At 27.6% G+C, this 17,643-nt stretch carries 11 protein-coding genes, 3 tRNA genes, 1 rRNA gene and 1 pseudogene; 4 read left to right on the top strand and 12 right to left on the bottom strand.

What is annotated here, in order from left to right; translation table 11 throughout:
* Positions 1 to 40: 40 nt before the first annotated feature.
* The 5 genes from D9V72_RS01280 to dnaQ form a co-directional block, all read right to left on the bottom strand.
* On the bottom strand, positions 41 to 610 hold the full coding sequence (locus D9V72_RS01280) for a nucleotide exchange factor GrpE (protein ID WP_158354790.1): 570 nt from the start codon (positions 608 to 610) through the stop codon (positions 41 to 43).
* Positions 611 to 721: 111 nt separating this feature from the next.
* On the bottom strand, positions 722 to 1,198 hold the full coding sequence (gene gpt, locus D9V72_RS01275) for a xanthine phosphoribosyltransferase (RefSeq protein WP_158354788.1): 477 nt from the start codon (positions 1,196 to 1,198) through the stop codon (positions 722 to 724).
* Between the two features lie 105 nt (positions 1,199 to 1,303).
* Positions 1,304 to 1,885 carry a D-sedoheptulose 7-phosphate isomerase gene (gene lpcA / locus D9V72_RS01270; protein ID WP_158354786.1) on the bottom strand — a complete coding sequence of 194 codons (582 nt, stop codon included), beginning with the start codon at positions 1,883 to 1,885 and terminating at the stop codon, positions 1,304 to 1,306.
* Between the two features lie 84 nt (positions 1,886 to 1,969).
* Positions 1,970 to 2,043: transfer RNA gene (locus D9V72_RS01265), tRNA-Asp, on the bottom strand.
* A gap of 70 nt (positions 2,044 to 2,113) precedes the next feature.
* Complete coding sequence (dnaQ, locus tag D9V72_RS01260) at positions 2,114 to 2,830, bottom strand: DNA polymerase III subunit epsilon (RefSeq protein ID WP_158354784.1); 717 nt, start codon at positions 2,828 to 2,830, stop codon at positions 2,114 to 2,116.
* A 58-nt stretch (positions 2,831 to 2,888) separates the two neighbouring features.
* Between dnaQ and rnhA the strand changes: the two are divergent.
* Positions 2,889 to 3,355, top strand: a pseudogene (gene rnhA, locus D9V72_RS03150) (ribonuclease HI).
* Positions 3,356 to 3,408: 53 nt separating this feature from the next.
* The gene (gene gloB / locus D9V72_RS01245; RefSeq protein ID WP_158354778.1) at positions 3,409 to 4,164 is read left to right on the top strand and encodes a hydroxyacylglutathione hydrolase; all 756 of its coding nucleotides are present in this window, start codon (positions 3,409 to 3,411) and stop codon (positions 4,162 to 4,164) included.
* Here the strand turns inward: gloB and D9V72_RS01240 are convergent.
* From D9V72_RS01240 to D9V72_RS01230, 3 genes are all read right to left on the bottom strand, one after another.
* A tRNA-Ala gene (locus tag D9V72_RS01240) sits at positions 4,156 to 4,228 on the bottom strand. The two genes, gloB and D9V72_RS01240, sit on opposite strands and share 9 nt — an antisense overlap.
* Before the next feature lie 13 nt (positions 4,229 to 4,241).
* Positions 4,242 to 4,318: transfer RNA gene (locus D9V72_RS01235), tRNA-Ile, on the bottom strand.
* Between the two features lie 54 nt (positions 4,319 to 4,372).
* A 16S ribosomal RNA gene (locus D9V72_RS01230) occupies positions 4,373 to 5,920 on the bottom strand.
* A 405-nt stretch (positions 5,921 to 6,325) separates the two neighbouring features.
* On the opposite strand from D9V72_RS01230, the gene argS reads away from it, so the two are divergent.
* Entirely contained in the window at positions 6,326 to 8,050 is a 1,725-nt protein-coding gene (gene argS, locus D9V72_RS01225; RefSeq protein ID WP_158354776.1) for an arginine--tRNA ligase, read from the top strand.
* A gap of 130 nt (positions 8,051 to 8,180) precedes the next feature.
* Here argS and flhA read toward each other — a convergent pair whose 3' ends face one another.
* Together flhA and flhB are read right to left on the bottom strand one after the other, a co-directional pair.
* The gene (flhA, locus tag D9V72_RS01220) at positions 8,181 to 10,271 is read right to left on the bottom strand and encodes a flagellar biosynthesis protein FlhA (RefSeq protein ID WP_158354774.1); all 2,091 of its coding nucleotides are present in this window, start codon (positions 10,269 to 10,271) and stop codon (positions 8,181 to 8,183) included.
* Entirely contained in the window at positions 10,264 to 11,415 is a 1,152-nt protein-coding gene (gene flhB / locus D9V72_RS01215; RefSeq protein ID WP_158354773.1) for a flagellar biosynthesis protein FlhB, read from the bottom strand. The genes flhA and flhB overlap by 8 nt, the downstream gene beginning before the upstream one ends.
* Before the next feature lie 305 nt (positions 11,416 to 11,720).
* Between flhB and D9V72_RS01210 the strand changes: the two genes are divergently transcribed.
* Positions 11,721 to 13,439, top strand: coding sequence for a proline--tRNA ligase (locus tag D9V72_RS01210; protein ID WP_158354771.1), 1,719 nt, complete (start codon positions 11,721 to 11,723; stop codon positions 13,437 to 13,439).
* Between the two features lie 144 nt (positions 13,440 to 13,583).
* Here D9V72_RS01210 and dnaE read toward each other — a convergent pair whose 3' ends face one another.
* Both dnaE and fabZ read right to left on the bottom strand, forming a co-directional pair.
* Complete coding sequence (gene dnaE, locus D9V72_RS01205; RefSeq protein ID WP_158354769.1) at positions 13,584 to 17,081, bottom strand: DNA polymerase III subunit alpha; 3,498 nt, start codon at positions 17,079 to 17,081, stop codon at positions 13,584 to 13,586.
* Positions 17,082 to 17,114: 33 nt separating this feature from the next.
* Positions 17,115 to 17,570 (bottom strand): 3-hydroxyacyl-ACP dehydratase FabZ, encoded by a 456-nt coding sequence (gene fabZ, locus D9V72_RS01200; protein WP_158354767.1) that lies wholly within the window; start codon positions 17,568 to 17,570, stop codon positions 17,115 to 17,117.
* Positions 17,571 to 17,643 lie beyond the last annotated feature (73 nt).

Genomic DNA, 17,643 nt, shown 5'->3' with positions numbered 1-17,643 from the left:
ACAAGTTAAAAACATTATTAAATCTAAAATATATAAAATTTTATGTTTTTTTCTTCGAAACTATAACCATAGCAGGACGTAATAAACGAGATTCGTGCAAAATATAACCTGGTTGCATTACGTTAACTATTTGATTAGATTCTATTTCATCAGTATAATGTACTGACATAGCTTGATGGATAGAGGGATTAAATAATACATTAACATCATTTATTTTTTTAATACCAAATACATTAAAGAATTTTTCGAACATATTACAAATAAATTTTAACTTATTTGAAATTTCTATATAATTTTCTTTGGATTCGCTGATTTCTATTAAATTTAGTGCACGTTCAATACTATCTACGATAGGAAGAAAATCTATGATCAATTTTTCCAAGGAAAACTTTATGGATTTTTCAACTTCTTTGTTTAGTCTATTAAAAACCAACATTATTTCTTTTTCAGTAATATTTTCTAATTCTATTATTTTTTGTTCAGATTCTTTTAATTGAATTTCTAAAAATTGGGTTAAATTTTTTTTTATCAGATAATCATTGTTATTTTCTTCATCATTAATTTTTATATTGTTCTTGTTATCTATTTTTTTTTCTTCTGTATTTACCATAAAAACATCCTTTTTAGTATGTATTTATTTTGAAAATTTTTAATTTTATTTATTTAAAACTATCTAATTAAAAATTTCTTAGGAAAAATAATATTATTTTTTTAAGATGTTTTATTTGATTTTATAGTTCTGAATAATAGGAGGAATGTAAGAAATTGACATATCCCATGGTTGTTCGATCCATATATTTTGGGGGATGTCTATAATGTAATCATCAACTAATAAACGACCCATCGGCTTTGCAAATATAGTTACAAAATATGCTTTTGGATATAGACTTCGTATGATTTTTGCAGTACCACCAGTATCCACTAGATCGTCTATTACAATAATTTGTTCCCCATCACCTTCTGCTTTTTTAATTATTTTTCTATTTTTCTTTAAGCAATCATAATTATAACTCTCAATACACACAGTATCAACACATCGAACGCCTAGCTCTCTTGCTAATAAAGCTGATGGAACAAGACCACCTCGACTTACAGCAATAATACCATTCCAAGAATGTATGTTTTTAAGTAACCTATTAGCTAGTTTTCTAGTATGAATTTGAAGCATATCCCAGGTAACAATGTATTTCTCACTCATAAAAAAAATTCCGAAACTATAAAATAGTATTGATTAAAAAGTGGAAATATTCTGAAATTATTATAGGATTTTTAGTGTATTTAACAAAAATCATTTAAAAAATAGTTAGTGTTTTTGCATTTCTTTTTCAATAATTAATATTAATATATGAATAATTTTAATATGCATTTCCTGTATTCGATCTGAATACCCATAATAAGGAATACAAATCTCTATATCAGATAATTTTTTGATTTTACCTGCATTATTTCCTGTTAAAACAATTACTTTCATTTTTTTTTTCTTTGCTTCTACTATAGCTTTAATTATATTCGGAGAATTTCCAGAAGTAGAAATTGCTAATAATACATCACCTAGACATCCAACACTTTCAATGAAACGTGAAAATACTTGATCATAACCGAAATCATTACCTACCGCAGACATATAGCTGCTATCAGAAATAGAAATAGCGGGATAGCCGGATCTTTTTTTACGGTACACACTAGTTAGTTCTTCTGAAAAATGTACTGCATCACAATGTGATCCTCCATTTCCACATGATATTACTTTTTTGCCGTTTTTAAATGATTGAGCGATTAGGATAGCTGATTTTTGGATGTTTTCTATTTGAATGTCATCTTCTAAAAATTTTTTTAATATGTTTAATGCGACATCGAATTCAGAAAAAATTGTTTTTTTATACATAATTTTGAATATGAATTTTATATTAATAAAAATTAAATATTTTATTTTAAATAATAAATTTTAGATAATATTTTTAAATTTTTTCGGTGCGGACGGGATTCGAACCCGCGACCCCCGGCGTGACAGGCCGGTATTCTAACCAACTGAACTACCACACCTTTTAAGTATTCTTATATTGTACATATTTTAAAAAATCAGTCAATAATCTTTTTTATATTTATTTAAAAATTAACACCACAAACATAGACTGTTATCTTTCATATATTGCAAATATTCTTTATGTAGATCCATTTCTTGTGCTGTAGGATGTAATATCTTTAAAGAAAAATTTTTTTTTTTAATATTTTTTTTTGGTTTTTGAGAACTTTTTTTATGATTTTTAACGTCATAAAAAAACATAGACTCTTGACCACCAGTCATTAAAAGATATAATTTACCTAAAAGATAAGCATCTATTATTGCACTATGTAGAGTTCTGTGAGATTTATTTATTTTATAACGCGTACATAAAGAATCTAACGTGTTTTTTTTTCCAGGAAACAATGTCCGAGCTATTTTTAATGTATCTACAATAGAACAAAACGTATCAATATTTTTCATTTTTTTGTCTAGCATCATTAATTCTTGATTTATAAATCCTAAATCAAATGACGCATTATGAATAACTAATGTAGATTTATTGATGTAATTTAAGAACTGATCAGCAATATCTTTAAAAAAAGGCTTGTCTAATAAAAAATCATTAGTAATTCCATGAACTTTTAATGCGCTAGATTCTATTAATCTACCAGGTTGAATATAAACATGAAAATTATTTCCTGTAAAACGCCGTCCAATAATTTCAACAGCTCCAATTTCTATAATTCTATGATTTATATGAGGAAGACTAGTGTGATTTATACCTGTTGTTTCGGTATCTAATATAATTATTCTTTTTTTGTTCATAATACTTTTAAATTTAAATTATTCAAATATAATTAGATAATTTGGAATAGCTATCATTATGTTAAAAATAGTTAAAATGTTTACAGATGGTTCTTGTTTAGGAAATCCTGGTGCAGGAGGATACAGTACAATATTACGTTACAAAAAACATGAAAAAATCTTAACTTCAGGATTTCATCTAACCACTAATAATCGAATGGAATTAATGGCTGTAATATCAGGATTAGAATCTCTTAATCAATCGTGTTTCGTTGAAATTACAACAGATAGTTTATATGTAAAAAAAGGAATTATAGATTGGATGCCTATATGGAAAAAAAAAAATGGAAAACTGCTAAAAAAAAATCTGTAAAAAACTTAGATCTATGGTTGCGCATTAATACAGCTTTAAAAAAACATTTTGTAACCTGGTTTTGGATTAAAGCTCATATTGGTCATTTAGAAAATGAAAGATGTGATATTATAGCACGTCAATCTGCTAGAAATCCTTCAATAAAAGATATTTACTATGAAAATAGTAAATAGTAAATTATAATTATTTTATAAAAATAAATACAACAATAGAATAAGAAAATATTATGTTTTTAAAAAAAATACCTATATTGTCTGATAACTATGTTTGGATTCTTTACAATATTCAAAGTTTTTGCATAATCATAGATCCTGGTGTATCTGAACCTATAATAAAGGAGCTAGAGAAAAAAAAATGGGAACCTATAGCTATTTTATTAACTCATGATCATATTGATCATACCGGAGGGGTGAAAAAAATTGTTGAAAATTTTCCAAAAATAACTGTTTTTGGTCCTAACGAAACAAAAAGACACGGTGTCAATAAAATTATAAGCGAAGGTGATAAAATTTTTATTTTAAATAAAATTTTTTATGTTTTTTTTACCCCAGGTCACACACCAGGTCATGTTTCTTATTATAGTCATCCATATATTTTTTCTGGAGATAGTCTTTTTTCAGGTGGTTGTGGGCGTGTTTTTAAAAATAAACATTTAGAAATGTATAATTCTATAAAAATGATTGCTTCTCTCCCAAATAATACTATGTTGTGTTGTTCTCATGAATATACTTTATCTAATTTAAAGTTTTCTATGTTTTTTTTACCTGATGATAAATTCATTAAGGTGTACTTTAAAAAAATTAAAGAGCGATTAAATTTGGGTAAATCTAGTTTGCCTTCTTTTATTATTTTTGAAAAAAAAATTAACTTATTTTTAAGGACAGATGAAAGATGTGTAAAAAGATCTCTTGGACTAAAAAATAATTCAACTTCTTTTGAAGTGTTTGTAAAACTAAGATTAAAAAAAGATTTTTGGAGCTAAGCGGGATTGAACCGCTGACCTCCTGCGTGCAAGGCAGGCGCTCTCCCAGCTGAGCTATAGCCCCAGATGATTTTATATGGTAGGCCTGAGTGGAATTGAACCACCGACCTCACCCTTATCAGGGGTGCGCTCTAACCATCTGAGCTACAAGCCTTCTAGTTTTTTATTAGATAATTTGTGTGGGCACTTTCAAAAAAGTATATATTTTTAAGGAGGTGATCCAACCGCAGGTTCCCCTACGGTTACCTTGTTACGACTTCACCCCAGTCATGAATCACAAAGTGGTAGGCGCCTTCCCTTTAAGGGGGTTAGGATACCTGCTTCTTTTGCAACCCACTCCCATGGTGTGACGGGCGGTGTGTACAAGGCCCGGGAACGTATTCACCGTGGCATTCTGATCCACGATTACTAGCGATTCCGACTTCGTGGAGTCGAGTTGCAGACTCCAGTCCGGACTACGATTTACTTTATGAGGTTTGCTTGTCTTTACAGATTTGCTTCTCTTTGTATAAACCATTGTAGCACGTGTGTAGCCCTGGTCGTAAGGGCCATGATGACTTGACGTCGTCCCCACCTTCCTCCGGTTTATAACCGGCAGTCTCCTCTGAGTTCCCGGCCGAACCGCTGGCAACAGGGGATAAGGGTTGCGCTCGTTGCGGGACTTAACCCAACATTTCACAACACGAGCTGACGACAGCCATGCAGCACCTGTCTCATAATTCCCGAAGGCACTTTTTTATTTCTAAAAAATTTTATGGATGTCAAGACCAGGTAAGGTTTTTCGCGTTGCATCGAATTAAACCACATGCTCCACCGCTTGTGCGGGCCCCCGTCAATTCATTTGAGTTTTAGCCTTGCGGCCGTACTCCCCAGGCGGTCGACTTAATGCGTTAGCTTCGGAAGTCACTTCTCTTGGAAACAACCTCCAAGTCGACATCGTTTACGGCATGGACTACCAGGGTATCTAATCCTGTTTGCTCCCCACGCTTTCGCACCTCAGTGTCAGTATTCGTTTAGGAGGCCGCTTTCGCCACAGGTATTCCTCCAGATATCTACGCATTTCACCGCTACACCTAGAATTCTACCTCCCTCTACGAGACTCTAGCTTTTCAGTTTCAAATGCAGTTCCTAGGTTGAGCCTAGGGATTTCACACCTGACTTAAAAAACCACCTACGCGCTCTTTACGCCCAGTAATTCTGATTAACGCTTGCACCCTCCGTATTACCGCGGCTGCTGGCACGGAGTTAGCCGGTGCTTCTTCTGCGGGTAACGTCACAAAATAAAATTATTAGTTTTATTTTTTTCCTCCCCGCTGAAAGTACTTTACAACCCTAAGGCCTTCTTCATACACGCGGCATAGCTGCATCAGGCTTTCGCCCATTGTGCAATATTCCCCACTGCTGCCTCCCGTAGGAGTCTGGACCGTGTCTCAGTTCCAGTGTGGCTGGTTATCCTCTCAGACCAGCTAGAGATCGTCGCCTTGGTAGGCTATTACTCTACCAACAAGCTAATCTCGTCTGGGTTCATCCAAAAGCATGAGGCCAAAAGGTCCCCCACTTTGGTTTTTCAACATTATGCGGTATTAGCTACCATTTCTAGTAGTTATCCCCCTCTTTTGGGCAGATCCCCAGATATTACTCACCCGTTTGCCGCTCGCCGACAAGAGAGCAAGCTCTCTTTTCGCTGCCGCTCGACTTGCATGTGTTAGGCTTGCCGCCAGCGTTCAATCTGAGCCATGATCAAACTCTTCAATTGAAATAAATTTTCTTAAAGAAATAAATCTTTAAGATATTTTTAAATAAAAAAAAAATAAATTTTGTACTTAATTGTCTGTGCCCACACAGATTATCTAATATATTTTTAAAGAGCGTTTTTATATCTAAAACTTTAGATTAAGAGATTACATTTTTTTTATTCCATTGTCAACCTTTTTATAAAAAATTTTTGATTTTTATTTTTAATTTTTAATAAAATGTTTTTTGATGAAACAAATAACTAAAAATTATATTTAATAAATAAATAAAAAAATATAAAATATAATATATTCTGATAATACAATTATTATTTGCTTTTAGGTAAGATATCATAAAATATCGATTTACATTAGTTTTTTAAAAAAATAATTTAAAATTCAATGTAATATAAGAAAAGGTTTTTGTAATGAATCTAAAAAACATAATACAACAAGATATTAAAAATGCTTTAATTAAAATTGATCATAAAGAATACGAACCTATTATTATATTAAATAAAAAAGTACAATTAGGTCATTATCAACTTAATAATTTAATAAAATTATCTAATATGTTAAATCTCAATCCACATGCATTATCTGAGATAATAATATTAAATATTGAAAAAAAATCTAGATATAAAAAAATAACATTTTCTCAACCAGGTTTTATTAACATTTTTATCGATGAAAAATGGATCTCTAAACAATTAGAAAAAATTTTTATTTCGTCTCGTCTTGGTATAAATCGCTCTAAATCACAAAATATTGTGATAGATTATTCTTCTCCAAATATTGCAAAAGAAATGCATATTGGACATTTACGTTCAACAATAATTGGAGATGTTATGGCAAGAATATTAGATTTCTTAGGTCATAATGTGATTAGAGCAAACCACATTGGTGATTGGGGAACACAATTTGGCATGTTAATTGCATATTTAGAAGATAAAAAACTAAAACATGATAACTTATCTCTCGCACAACTAGAAAAATTTTATTGTAAAGCAAAAAAAAAATATGATATTGATAATTTTTTTGCAGAAAAATCTAGAGAATGCGTAGTGAAATTGCAAAATGGAGATAGAAATTGTTTTTCTATTTGGAAAAAAATAGTATCTATTACAATGTTAGAAAATTATAAAATATATAAAAAACTAAACGTGACTTTAAAAGAAAATCATACAATGGGAGAAAGTGTATATAATAAAATGCTTCCTGATATTGTTAACGATCTTAAAAATAAAAAAATAGCAATGGAAATAAACGGGTCCACAGTTGTTTTTTTAAAAGAATTTAAGAATAGATCAGGAGAATCTATGGGTGTAGTTATCCAAAAAAAAGATAAAGGATTTTTATATTCTACTACTGACATTGCTTGTTTTAAATACAGATATCAACAATTACATGCTAATCGTATTATATATTACACTGATTCCCGTCAACATCAACATCTAATGCAAGCATGGACTATAGCTAAAAAAGCCAATTATATATCTCCTAATTTATTATTAGAACATCATATGTTTGGAATGATGTTATCAAAAAATAAACGCCCATTTAAAACTCGTAATGGTGATACTATAAAACTTTCTGCACTTCTTGATGAAGCTGTAGAAAGAGCAATACGTTTAATTAAAAATAAAAAAACTAATTTATCTAAAAGAAAAGTAATTCAATTAGCGAATATAATAGGTATTAGCGCAGTAAAATATGCAGACTTATCTAAAAATAGAAATACTAATTATGTTTTTGATTGGGACAAAATGCTAAGTTTTGAAGGTAATACTGCCCCTTATATTCAGTATGCTTATACAAGAATTATTTCTATTTTAAAAAAATCTGCTATTTCTATAAATAAATTAAAAGAAGAAATTATATTAAAAAAGGAAAGTGAAATTAATTTAGCTATTAAAATATTAGAATTTGAAGAAATTATTCTATTAATTTCTCAGAAAGGAACACCACATATCTTATGCAAATATCTTTATCAACTCGCAACAAGTTTTTCTAATTTTTATGAAAATTGTTCTATACTTTTTTGTAAAAAAATACAAAATCGTAAAAGTAGACTCAAGTTATCTATCTTAACAGCTAAAACGTTAAAAAAAGGACTTAATATACTTGGCATTCAAGTAACAAAAAAAATGTAAAATCTCATTTATATTAATGAACTTTAAAAAATCAGTAAGGTGAGCAAATAATGTAGTACTAAAATGCACTACTTACCGCCACACCAATCTGTATTTAAAATATAGATAAAAAAACTTTCTAATTCTATTTTTATGAAATACCAATAATATTAGTCATTTTTATTTTTTTTGCATCTATAATCTCAAGATGAGATAGAACAGTTAATTCTGGGAAACTTTGTCGCAAAAATTTAGATAAAAAATATCGCAATGGATGACTGACTAATAATACAAGAGGAGCACTTATTAATAATTGTTTTTGAATAGCTTCTTTTGTTTTTACTAATAAACTTGCAGATAAAGTAGGTTCTATGACGTTAGTTCCCGCTTTCAAACTATTTAATAATAATTGCTCTAAGTTTGATTCTAATCCTATTATTTCAATAATACTATTTTGATTAAACAATTTTTGCATAAGAATTTTTCTTAATGCAATACGTACCGTACTAGTCAGTTCATTTGGATCTTTTTGAGTATCTGCACATTCTGATAATGATTCTAAAATAGTTCTCATATCACGTATTGGAACATGCTCTGACAATAAATTTTTAAGAACTTTGTGAAGAACTGTTAAATTAATTATATTCGGTACTAAATCCTCAGTTAATTTTGGCATTTCCACACTGACATGCTCTAATAATTGTTGAGCTTCTTGACGTCCAAATAATTCATCAATATGCTTGGTAATTAAAAAATTTAAATGTGTTGAAAGAACAACACTAGATTCTATAACAGAATAACCCTTTTTTTGAGCGGTATTTTTAAATTCTTCATCGATCCAATAGCCAGATAAACCAAAAGTAGGTTCATATATTTTTTCAAAAGGCAAAGGTTCTGTTTCTCTTCCTGAATTAATAGCCATGAAACGTCCATAAAAACATTTTCCTTGACCTACTTCTACGCCTTTGATAAAAATACGGTAAAGATTGCCTGATAAATTCATGTTATTTTTAATACGTACTAGTGGAGGTAAAAATCCAATTTCTTGAGCAATTTTTTTACGAACTACACGAATTCTATCTAATAAGTCACCTTTTTGATTAATATCTGTCATGGGTGTTAATTTATAACCTATTTCTATTCTAATTGGATCTTCTAGTTCAACATCTTTCCAAGATGCTTCAGAAATCGCATCATGTATTAATTTATATTTTTTATTAGAATTTAAAAAATTATTTTCTAAATCATATTTTTTTTCGTATAACCACCAAGAAAGAACAAATAATAAAACTGTAAATGTTAAAAATATAATATTTGGCATACCTGGAACCAAACCGAGAATTCCTAATACTATTGCGCTTAACAAAATGACTTGAGGATTACAAAACAATTGATCAACCATTTGTTCGCCAACATTTTGATTGCTACTAACGCGTGTCACGATCACACCTGCTGCAGTAGAAATGACTAAAGCTGGGATTTGAGCAACTAAACCGTCTCCAATAGTTAATAATGTATAAACTTCTACAGCTTTATTTAATAACATATGATGTTGCATTAAACCAATAATTAAACCTCCAAAAATATTGATGATCATAATTAAAATTCCAGCAATTGCATCTCCTCTCACAAATTTGCTAGCACCATCCATAGAACCATAAAAATCAGCTTCCTGTGTTATTTTTAAACGGCGTTTTTTAGCCTTTTCTTCACCGATTAAACCTGCATTTAGATCTGCGTCAATTGCCATTTGTTTTCCTGGCATAGCATCTAATATAAATCTTGCACCAACTTCTGCTATTCTACTAGCTCCTTTAGTGATAACGATAAAATTAATAATAACTAAAATTATAAATACAACTATTCCAATAGCAAAATTTCCACCTACTAAAAAATGACCAAATGATTCGATTACTCTTCCTGCCGAATCTGTTCCAGTATGGCCCTTTAAAAAAATAACACGAGTAGATGCTACATTTAACGCTAAACGCAATAATGTAGAAAATAGTAGAATTGTCGGAAAAGCAGTAAATTCTAAAGTATGACGAGTAAACATAGAAACAAGCAAAATTATTATTGATAAAGCAATATTAAAAGTAAAAAAAATATCTAAAACAAAAGGTGCTAATGGTAAGACCATCATTGACAAAATCATTAAAATCAGTATTGGACCTGAAAGTATTTGCCATTGAGTTGTTTTTAAATTTTTTACAATACGAAAAAAAGAAGACAAATTAATCATCAGTTTTATGTTCTCCTGTAAAATTTAATTCGGATGGAACTAATATATTTCTAGGTTTTTCAGGAAAAACGCCGCCTTCTTTTTTCCATTGTCGTACTTTCCAAACCCATGCCAAAACTTCTGCAACAGCTTTATAAAGAGGAGTAGGAATGTATTGTCCTATTTCGGAATAACGATATAATGAACGAGCTAGTGATGGTGCAGAAATAATAGAAATATTGTTTTTAAGAGCTAAACTCTGTATTTTTATAGCCACTTCACCTATGCCTTTAGCTATTACTTTAGGTGCGTTCATTTTAATTTCATCATATTTAAGTGCAACAGAATAATGCATAGGATTAGTTATAATTACATCAGCTTTAGGAATATCTGCAATCATTCTTCTACGCATAGCAGCTTTCATTTCTTGACGTATCCGAATTTTTATATTTGGATTTCCTTCTTTTTCTCTTAATTCATCTTTAACTTCTTGACGAGTCATTTTTAATTTTTTATAGTAATTAAATTGTTGCCAAATAACATCAAAAAAAACAATAGGAACCAACCCTAGTATTACTAAAAAACAACAAACAGAAATTATATTACATCCATCTAATAATGAAGATGTATAATTTTCGTTAATTAAAAATAAAATTTTAGAGAAAGAAATATACAAATAATAGAAAGATATACTACTAACTAAAAATAATTTTAATATAATCTTTAAAAACTCTATTATTATTTGCACAGAAAATATTCTTTTTAAACCCTGAAAAGGATTTAATTTCATAAAATTAAATTTTAATGACTTAAAATTTAATTTAATACCACCAAGCAGTATAGGAGGTATTGTAGTTACAATTAATAAAGATATTAAAAATGGAAAAAAAACATACAATATATCTTTTATAGATATAAATATTTCTAATAAAGTATTATTTTGATTTAAAAAATCATTCTTATCAAAACAAAAACTATTAGACATTATTTTACTAAAATTAAAAACAATTAAATCTCTAGACCACCACAAATTTATAAATCCTGCTAACAAAATTAATAAAGAATTTAATTCTCTAGAATACCTTGTTTTTCCTGTTTTACGAAATTTTCTGATACGATGTTCAGTAGGATTTTCTGTTTTTTCCTCATTTGTATTATGATTCATTATTAATATTTTTAACCATTTTTTTTATATATAAAAAACTCATTAAACCTCTGTATTAAAAAAAAAACAAGCTAATTTTATCAATGTTTTAAACAAACTAAAATCTATTCTATACATGTCGAAATAATATGTATTTATATTCAATTTTTTAAAAAATATATAATATTTATATTAATGCAAAAAAATTATATGTATTTATTTTGTTACATATATTATTTTGAAATAAATTATTTAAAATAAGATTTTATTATATAATAAAATTATGTTCACTATTAAAAAAATTTTATTTTTGAGACCTCAAAACAATGCTTACAAGTCAATATTTGTTATCCACTTTAAAAGATATACCTTATGACGCAAAAATTATCAGCCATCAATTAATGTTAAGAAGTGGCATGATCAGAAAAACATCTTCAGGTTTATATATTTGGCTTCCAACTGGAATAAGAGTACTAAAAAAAATAAAAAAAATTATTAGTAAAGAAATGAAAAAAATAAATGCATTAGAACTATCAATGCCTATTATCCAACCTGAATATTTATGGAAAGAAAGTGGTCGCTTTAGTGCATATGGAGAGGAATTATTAAGATTTTCTGACCGTCGTAATAACAAATTTGTTTTAGGACCTACAAATGAAGAAGTAGTTACTAATTTTATTAGTACTGAAATTCATTCATATAAAGAACTTCCATTAATTATATATCAAATACAAACAAAATTTCGAGATGAAATACGACCTCGTTCTGGAGTAATTAGAGCACGTGAATTCATTATGAAAGACGCTTACTCTTTTCATATTAACCAAACTTGTCTAAAAAATACATATAATAAATTTTATGATAGCTATATAAATATATTTAAAAAAATGCAGTTGAATTTTTGTGTAGTAAATGCTGATTCAGGTTCTATGGGAGGTAATATTTCACATGAATTTCAAGCTTTTTCTAAAAATGGAGAAGATGAAATAGTTTTTTCTACTGATAAATCATATTTATCAAATATTGATATGGCTCAATCTATAGAATCAATAACTTTTTTTACAAAAAAAGACCAATCTAAAATTATTCGAGATAAATTAAAAACTAATAAGTCTATAATAATCTCTGAGAAATTAAATACACCATTACACAATCAAATTAAAACTTTTTTAGTACGAACAAAAATAAAAAACACAACTTCAATAGCTGCATTATTAATAAGAGGAGATCACGAATTAAACTTATTTAAAATAGAAAAAATTGATATTTTAAAAAAACCTTTAATATTCCTTAATGAAAAAGAAACTATGTCATTAATAGGAGTAGAAAAAAAATTCTTAGGACCTTTGGGATTAAATATTCCCATTATTGCCGACGTTTCTATTTATGAAATGAAAAATTTTACTATTGGTTCAAATATTAATAAACATTTTTTTATTAATGTAAACTGGGATATCGATTTACCTATGCCAATCATTAAAGATATTAGAAAAGTAACAAAAAATGATTTCAGTCCCAATGGTGTAGGATTGTTAAATATTAAAAAAAGCATTGAAATTGGTCATATATTTCAACTCGGACAAAAATATTCCAGAAAAATGAAAAAGTCTATTAAGATGCAAAATGGTAGACAAGAAAATTTACATATGGGTTGTTATGGGATAGGAATAACACGAATTGTAGCAGCTGTTATTGAACAAAATCATGATAAAAATGGTATTATTTGGCCAAACTCTATTGCGCCTTTTGAATTAGTTATTTTACCTATAAATATGGAACAATCTAATCAAATTAAAAAAATGGCAAATATGCTATATCAAAATTTCAAAAAAATAGGAATAGATGTTATCTTAGACGATCGTAATAAACAACCAGGAGTTATGTTTAATGAAATGGATTTAATTGGTATTCCTCATCAAATTCTTCTTAGCACACGTTTACTCAAAAACAATAATGTTGAATATCGTGAAAGAAAAAACAAGAAAAATATTTTGATTAATATTAAAGATATAATAAATTTTATCGTAAAGCAACTTAGAAACTAAAATTATTTATATAATTTTATTTGTAAAAATACTTTTCTGAAAAATTATTATATTCATACTCAAAGACATAATTAATCAAATTTTTTTAAAATTTGATTAAATTCTCTATCCTAGAGAATCTATTTATTTTTTATATATATGTTTTTAAAATATTTTATTAAAAAATTCTAATTGTATTTTTTTTGATCCCACTAACAATTTTAATTCGTTTAAAAAATCATCAGTAATTAAAACAGACCATTCTTTGTTTAATTCTAATTTTAAGCATGATTTTTTTTTATAATAAGAAATAAAAACAGGAACGTTTCCTTTAGATTGTTTATCTAAACATTTATATAACTTATTTAAAAAAAATACATCAGTTTTTTCTTCATTTAATATAATAATTAATTTTTTTATATATTTTTTTCTCATCATGCTTAAATCTATGAGATCATAAGCTATCATTTTAATATTTTTACTAATAACACTAACATTTACAACTCCTCTTACGAATAAAAGTGTATTTGCCTTTAAAATAGATTCATGTAAATTTAATAACTCTGTAAAAATTACAACTTCTACACGAACAGTATTATCATCTAATATTAAAATAGCTATGCGATTTTTATTTTTAGTAATTTTTATTTTAATAGAAACAATAATTCCTGCAACTAAAACTTTCTTATTGTTTTTGAAAAATTTTAATTGTGATAATTTTAGACTATTTACATAATATTTCAATTCTTCTTCATATTGATCAATAGGATGTCCCGTAAGATAAAATCCTAATACTTGATATTCATTTTCCAATTTATTTTTTTCAGAATAAGTCAAATTAATAAAATTATGTTTTTTTACTTGTTTTAACTCATGTTTAAAAATGCCGAAAAGACTTTCCTGTTTAAAAAATTGTGTTCTAAGAGATTCTCTTGATGCGTTTATAGCATCATCAATTGATTTAAGTAGATAATTTCTATTTTCATTAAAACAATCACAACTTCCAGACATTATTAATTTTTCTAAAATTCTACGAGTTATTTTATTAGGATCAATTCTCATACAAAGATCAAATAAATCATGGAACAACCCGTTTTCTTCGCGTTCTTGAATAAGATTACGTACTGAGTTTTCTCCTATTCCTTTAATAGCACCTATACCATAAACTATATTACTTTGGTCATTTACATAAAATTCGTATCTACTTAAATTAATATTTGGAGGTATGATTTTTACTCCCATATTTAAAGATTCATTAACTAAAAGAATAATCTTTTCTGTATTATCTATATCAGATGTCATAGCTGAAGCCATAAATTCAGCAGGATAGTGAACTTTTAACCATAAAGTTTGATAAGAAACTAAAGCATAGGCTACAGAATGAGATTTATTAAATCCATATCCTGCAAATTTCTCTAACAAATCAAAAATTTTTATTGATAAATTTTTATCAATACCATTTTTCAAAGCTCCTGCTTCAAAGATTGCACGTTGTTTTGACATATCTTTTAAATTTTTTTTACTCATTGCACGTCTTAAAATATCTGCACTACCTAGTGTATAACCTGCTAAAACCTGTGCTATTTGCATTACCTGTTCCTGATATAATATGATACCGTATGTTGATTCTAATATAGGTTTTAACAATATGTGTTGCCATTTATTATCAGGATATGAAATTTTCTCACGTCCATGTTTTCGATTAATAAAGTTATCGACCATTCCGGATTGAAGAGGACCGGGTCTAAAAAGTGCTACTAAAGCAATTATGTCTTCAAAACAATCAGGTTGTAATCTTGTAATTAAATCTTTCATACCATAAGATTCTAATTGGAACACACCAGTAGTTTCAGATTTTTTTAATAAATCAAAACATTTTACATCATCAAGAGGAATAAAATTAATATTTATCAGATTTTTTTTATAAAGTTTTAATCTCGCATTAATCATTTCTACTGCATAATTAATGATAGTGAGTGTGCGTAAACCAAGAAAATCAAATTTCACTAATCCCACATATTCTACATCATTTTTATCAAATTGAGTTACCGGATTATTTCCTTGTTCATCACAATATAATGGACAAAAATCAGTAATTTTAGTAGGTGAAATAACTACGCCTCCTGCATGTTTACCAACATTTCTATTTGTTCCTTCTAATTTTTTAGCAATATCAATTAAATTCTTAACATCTTCGTTATTTTTATAAAAATTAGATAATTCAGATTCTTTTAAAAAAGCCTCACTCAAAGTTATACCAGGATCTAAAGGCACTAACTTAGATAATTTATTAACAAACCCATATGGATATCCTAAAACTCGACCTACATCTCTAATAACAGCTTTTGCTGTTAATGTTCCAAAAGTAATAATTTGTGCAACTGCATTTCTACCATATATTTCTGAAACATGATCAATGACTTTGTCACGTTTTTCCATACAAAAATCAATATCAAAATCAGGCATAGAAATACGTTCTGGATTTAAAAATCTTTCAAATAAAAGATCAAAAGATAACGGATCTATTTCTGTAATATTCAAAGCATATGCTACAAGAGAACCTGCACCAGAACCTCGTCCTGGACCGACTGGTATATTGTTATCTTTTGCCCATTGTATAAATTCCATAACAATCAAAAAATATCCAGGAAAACCCATTTTATTAATTACATGCAATTCCATATCTAAACGATTTTTATATTTTTGATAAATATGTTTATATTCTTTTTGATTAAAGTTCCAAAAACTTAAACGTTTTTTTATACCTTCATATGATTGTGTAATTAAATAATTTTCTACACTTATTTTTCCTGTCGAGAACTGGGGTAAAAAGTATCTTCCAGAATCTATAAAAACATTACAACGTTTCGCTATTTCCACACTATTTATAAGTGCTTCTGGAATATCGGAAAAAAGATTAGACATTTCTTTTTCACTTTTTAAAAATTGCTGATTACTGTAATTATTTTGAATTTTTGACTCTTGTAACGTTTTACCTTCATTAATAGCAATTCTAATTTTATGAATTTTAAAATCTTCTTCATTCAAAAAACAAACATCATTAGTAGCAACAACAGGAAAATTAGTAGATAAAGATAAATCTACAGCTAAATGTAGATATTCTTCTTCATTATCTCTATTTGTACGAAATAATTCAAAATAGTAAGAGTCAGGAAAATATTTCTGATAAAACGATAAGCAAGTAGATATTAAAGACGATTGCCCGTTAAGTAAAATTTTCCCAAGTTCACCTTGAGAACCTCCAGAAAGTAGTATTAATCCTTTGTTAATTTCTAATAACCATTTTTTTTCAATAGTAACGTCACCATTATTAATATATCCTTTTTGATAGGCATGAGAAATTAACAAAATTAAATTTTTATATCCTTCTTGAGTCGATGCTAATAAAGTCAACTTGGTTAATTCATTATTAATTAAATCAGAAAAAAAATTTACTGTAACACCAATAATAGGTTTTAGACCTAATTTATGGGCCATTTTATAAAATTTAATTGCACCGTATAAATTATTATAATCAGTTAGTGCAATAGCGGGCATGTTCAAATATGCTGCTTTTTTAACTAAGTCTTCAGGTTTTGATAATCCATCAATAATAGAATAATCACTATGAACATGAAGATGAATAAATTTTGGTTTATTCATATATTTTCCGAAATTTATACATAAATATATATTTTAAAATAAATATTTTTTAGCAAATCTAATGTCAGATTTGCAAATAATATTATTATTTACTAAAGCTATATTTTTAAAAACTAAAATATTTTTATTAGATTTCAAAATAGTAACCTCTATAAACATTTGGTCTCCAGGAATCACGATTTTCTTAAAACGAGTATTATCTATACCTACAAAATGATATAATTTATTTATATTTAATTTACCTAAACTTTTATGTATCAGAATACCTGCTGCTTGAGCCATAGCTTCAACAATTAATACTCCAGGAAAAATAGGTTCATTTGGAAAGTGGCCTTGAAAATAAGGTTCATTTACGGTACAGTTTTTTATTGCTTGTAAATATTTAAATTTTTCGAATTTGATAACTTGATCAATTAGCAAAAAAGGATAACGATGAGGTAAAATTTTTAAGATTTTTTTAATATTTAATGTATTGTTTACAATGTTCAAAATATTTACCTCATTTCATAAGTTTATTGACAATCAACATTATATTTTAAAAATATAAATTTAATTTAAACTA

The sequence above is a fragment of the Buchnera aphidicola (Macrosiphum gaurae) genome (assembly GCF_005080965.1).
GTDB classification, from domain to species: domain Bacteria; phylum Pseudomonadota; class Gammaproteobacteria; order Enterobacterales; family Enterobacteriaceae; genus Buchnera; species Buchnera aphidicola_S.
Note: the sequence above shows the minus strand (reverse complement) of the source record. Positions and strands in the feature narration are given on the sequence as shown.

Bases quoted from the DNA above. Each gene is read 5' to 3' on its own strand.
- gloB (WP_158354778.1), top strand. From the start codon at position 3,409: ATGTTTTTAAAAAAAATACCTATATTGTCTGATAACTATGTTTGGATT.
- argS (WP_158354776.1), top strand. From the start codon at position 6,326: ATGAATCTAAAAAACATAATACAACAAGATATTAAAAATGCTTTAATT.
- dnaE (WP_158354769.1), bottom strand. From the start codon at position 17,081: ATGAATAAACCAAAATTTATTCATCTTCATGTTCATAGTGATTATTCT.
- flhA (WP_158354774.1), bottom strand. From the start codon at position 10,271: ATGATTAATTTGTCTTCTTTTTTTCGTATTGTAAAAAATTTAAAAACA.
- flhB (WP_158354773.1), bottom strand. From the start codon at position 11,415: ATGAATCATAATACAAATGAGGAAAAAACAGAAAATCCTACTGAACAT.
- dnaQ (WP_158354784.1), bottom strand. From the start codon at position 2,830: ATGAACAAAAAAAGAATAATTATATTAGATACCGAAACAACAGGTATA.
- lpcA (WP_158354786.1), bottom strand. From the start codon at position 1,885: ATGTATAAAAAAACAATTTTTTCTGAATTCGATGTCGCATTAAACATA.
- gpt (WP_158354788.1), bottom strand. From the start codon at position 1,198: ATGAGTGAGAAATACATTGTTACCTGGGATATGCTTCAAATTCATACT.
- D9V72_RS01210 (WP_158354771.1), top strand. From the start codon at position 11,721: ATGCTTACAAGTCAATATTTGTTATCCACTTTAAAAGATATACCTTAT.
- D9V72_RS01280 (WP_158354790.1), bottom strand. From the start codon at position 610: ATGGTAAATACAGAAGAAAAAAAAATAGATAACAAGAACAATATAAAA.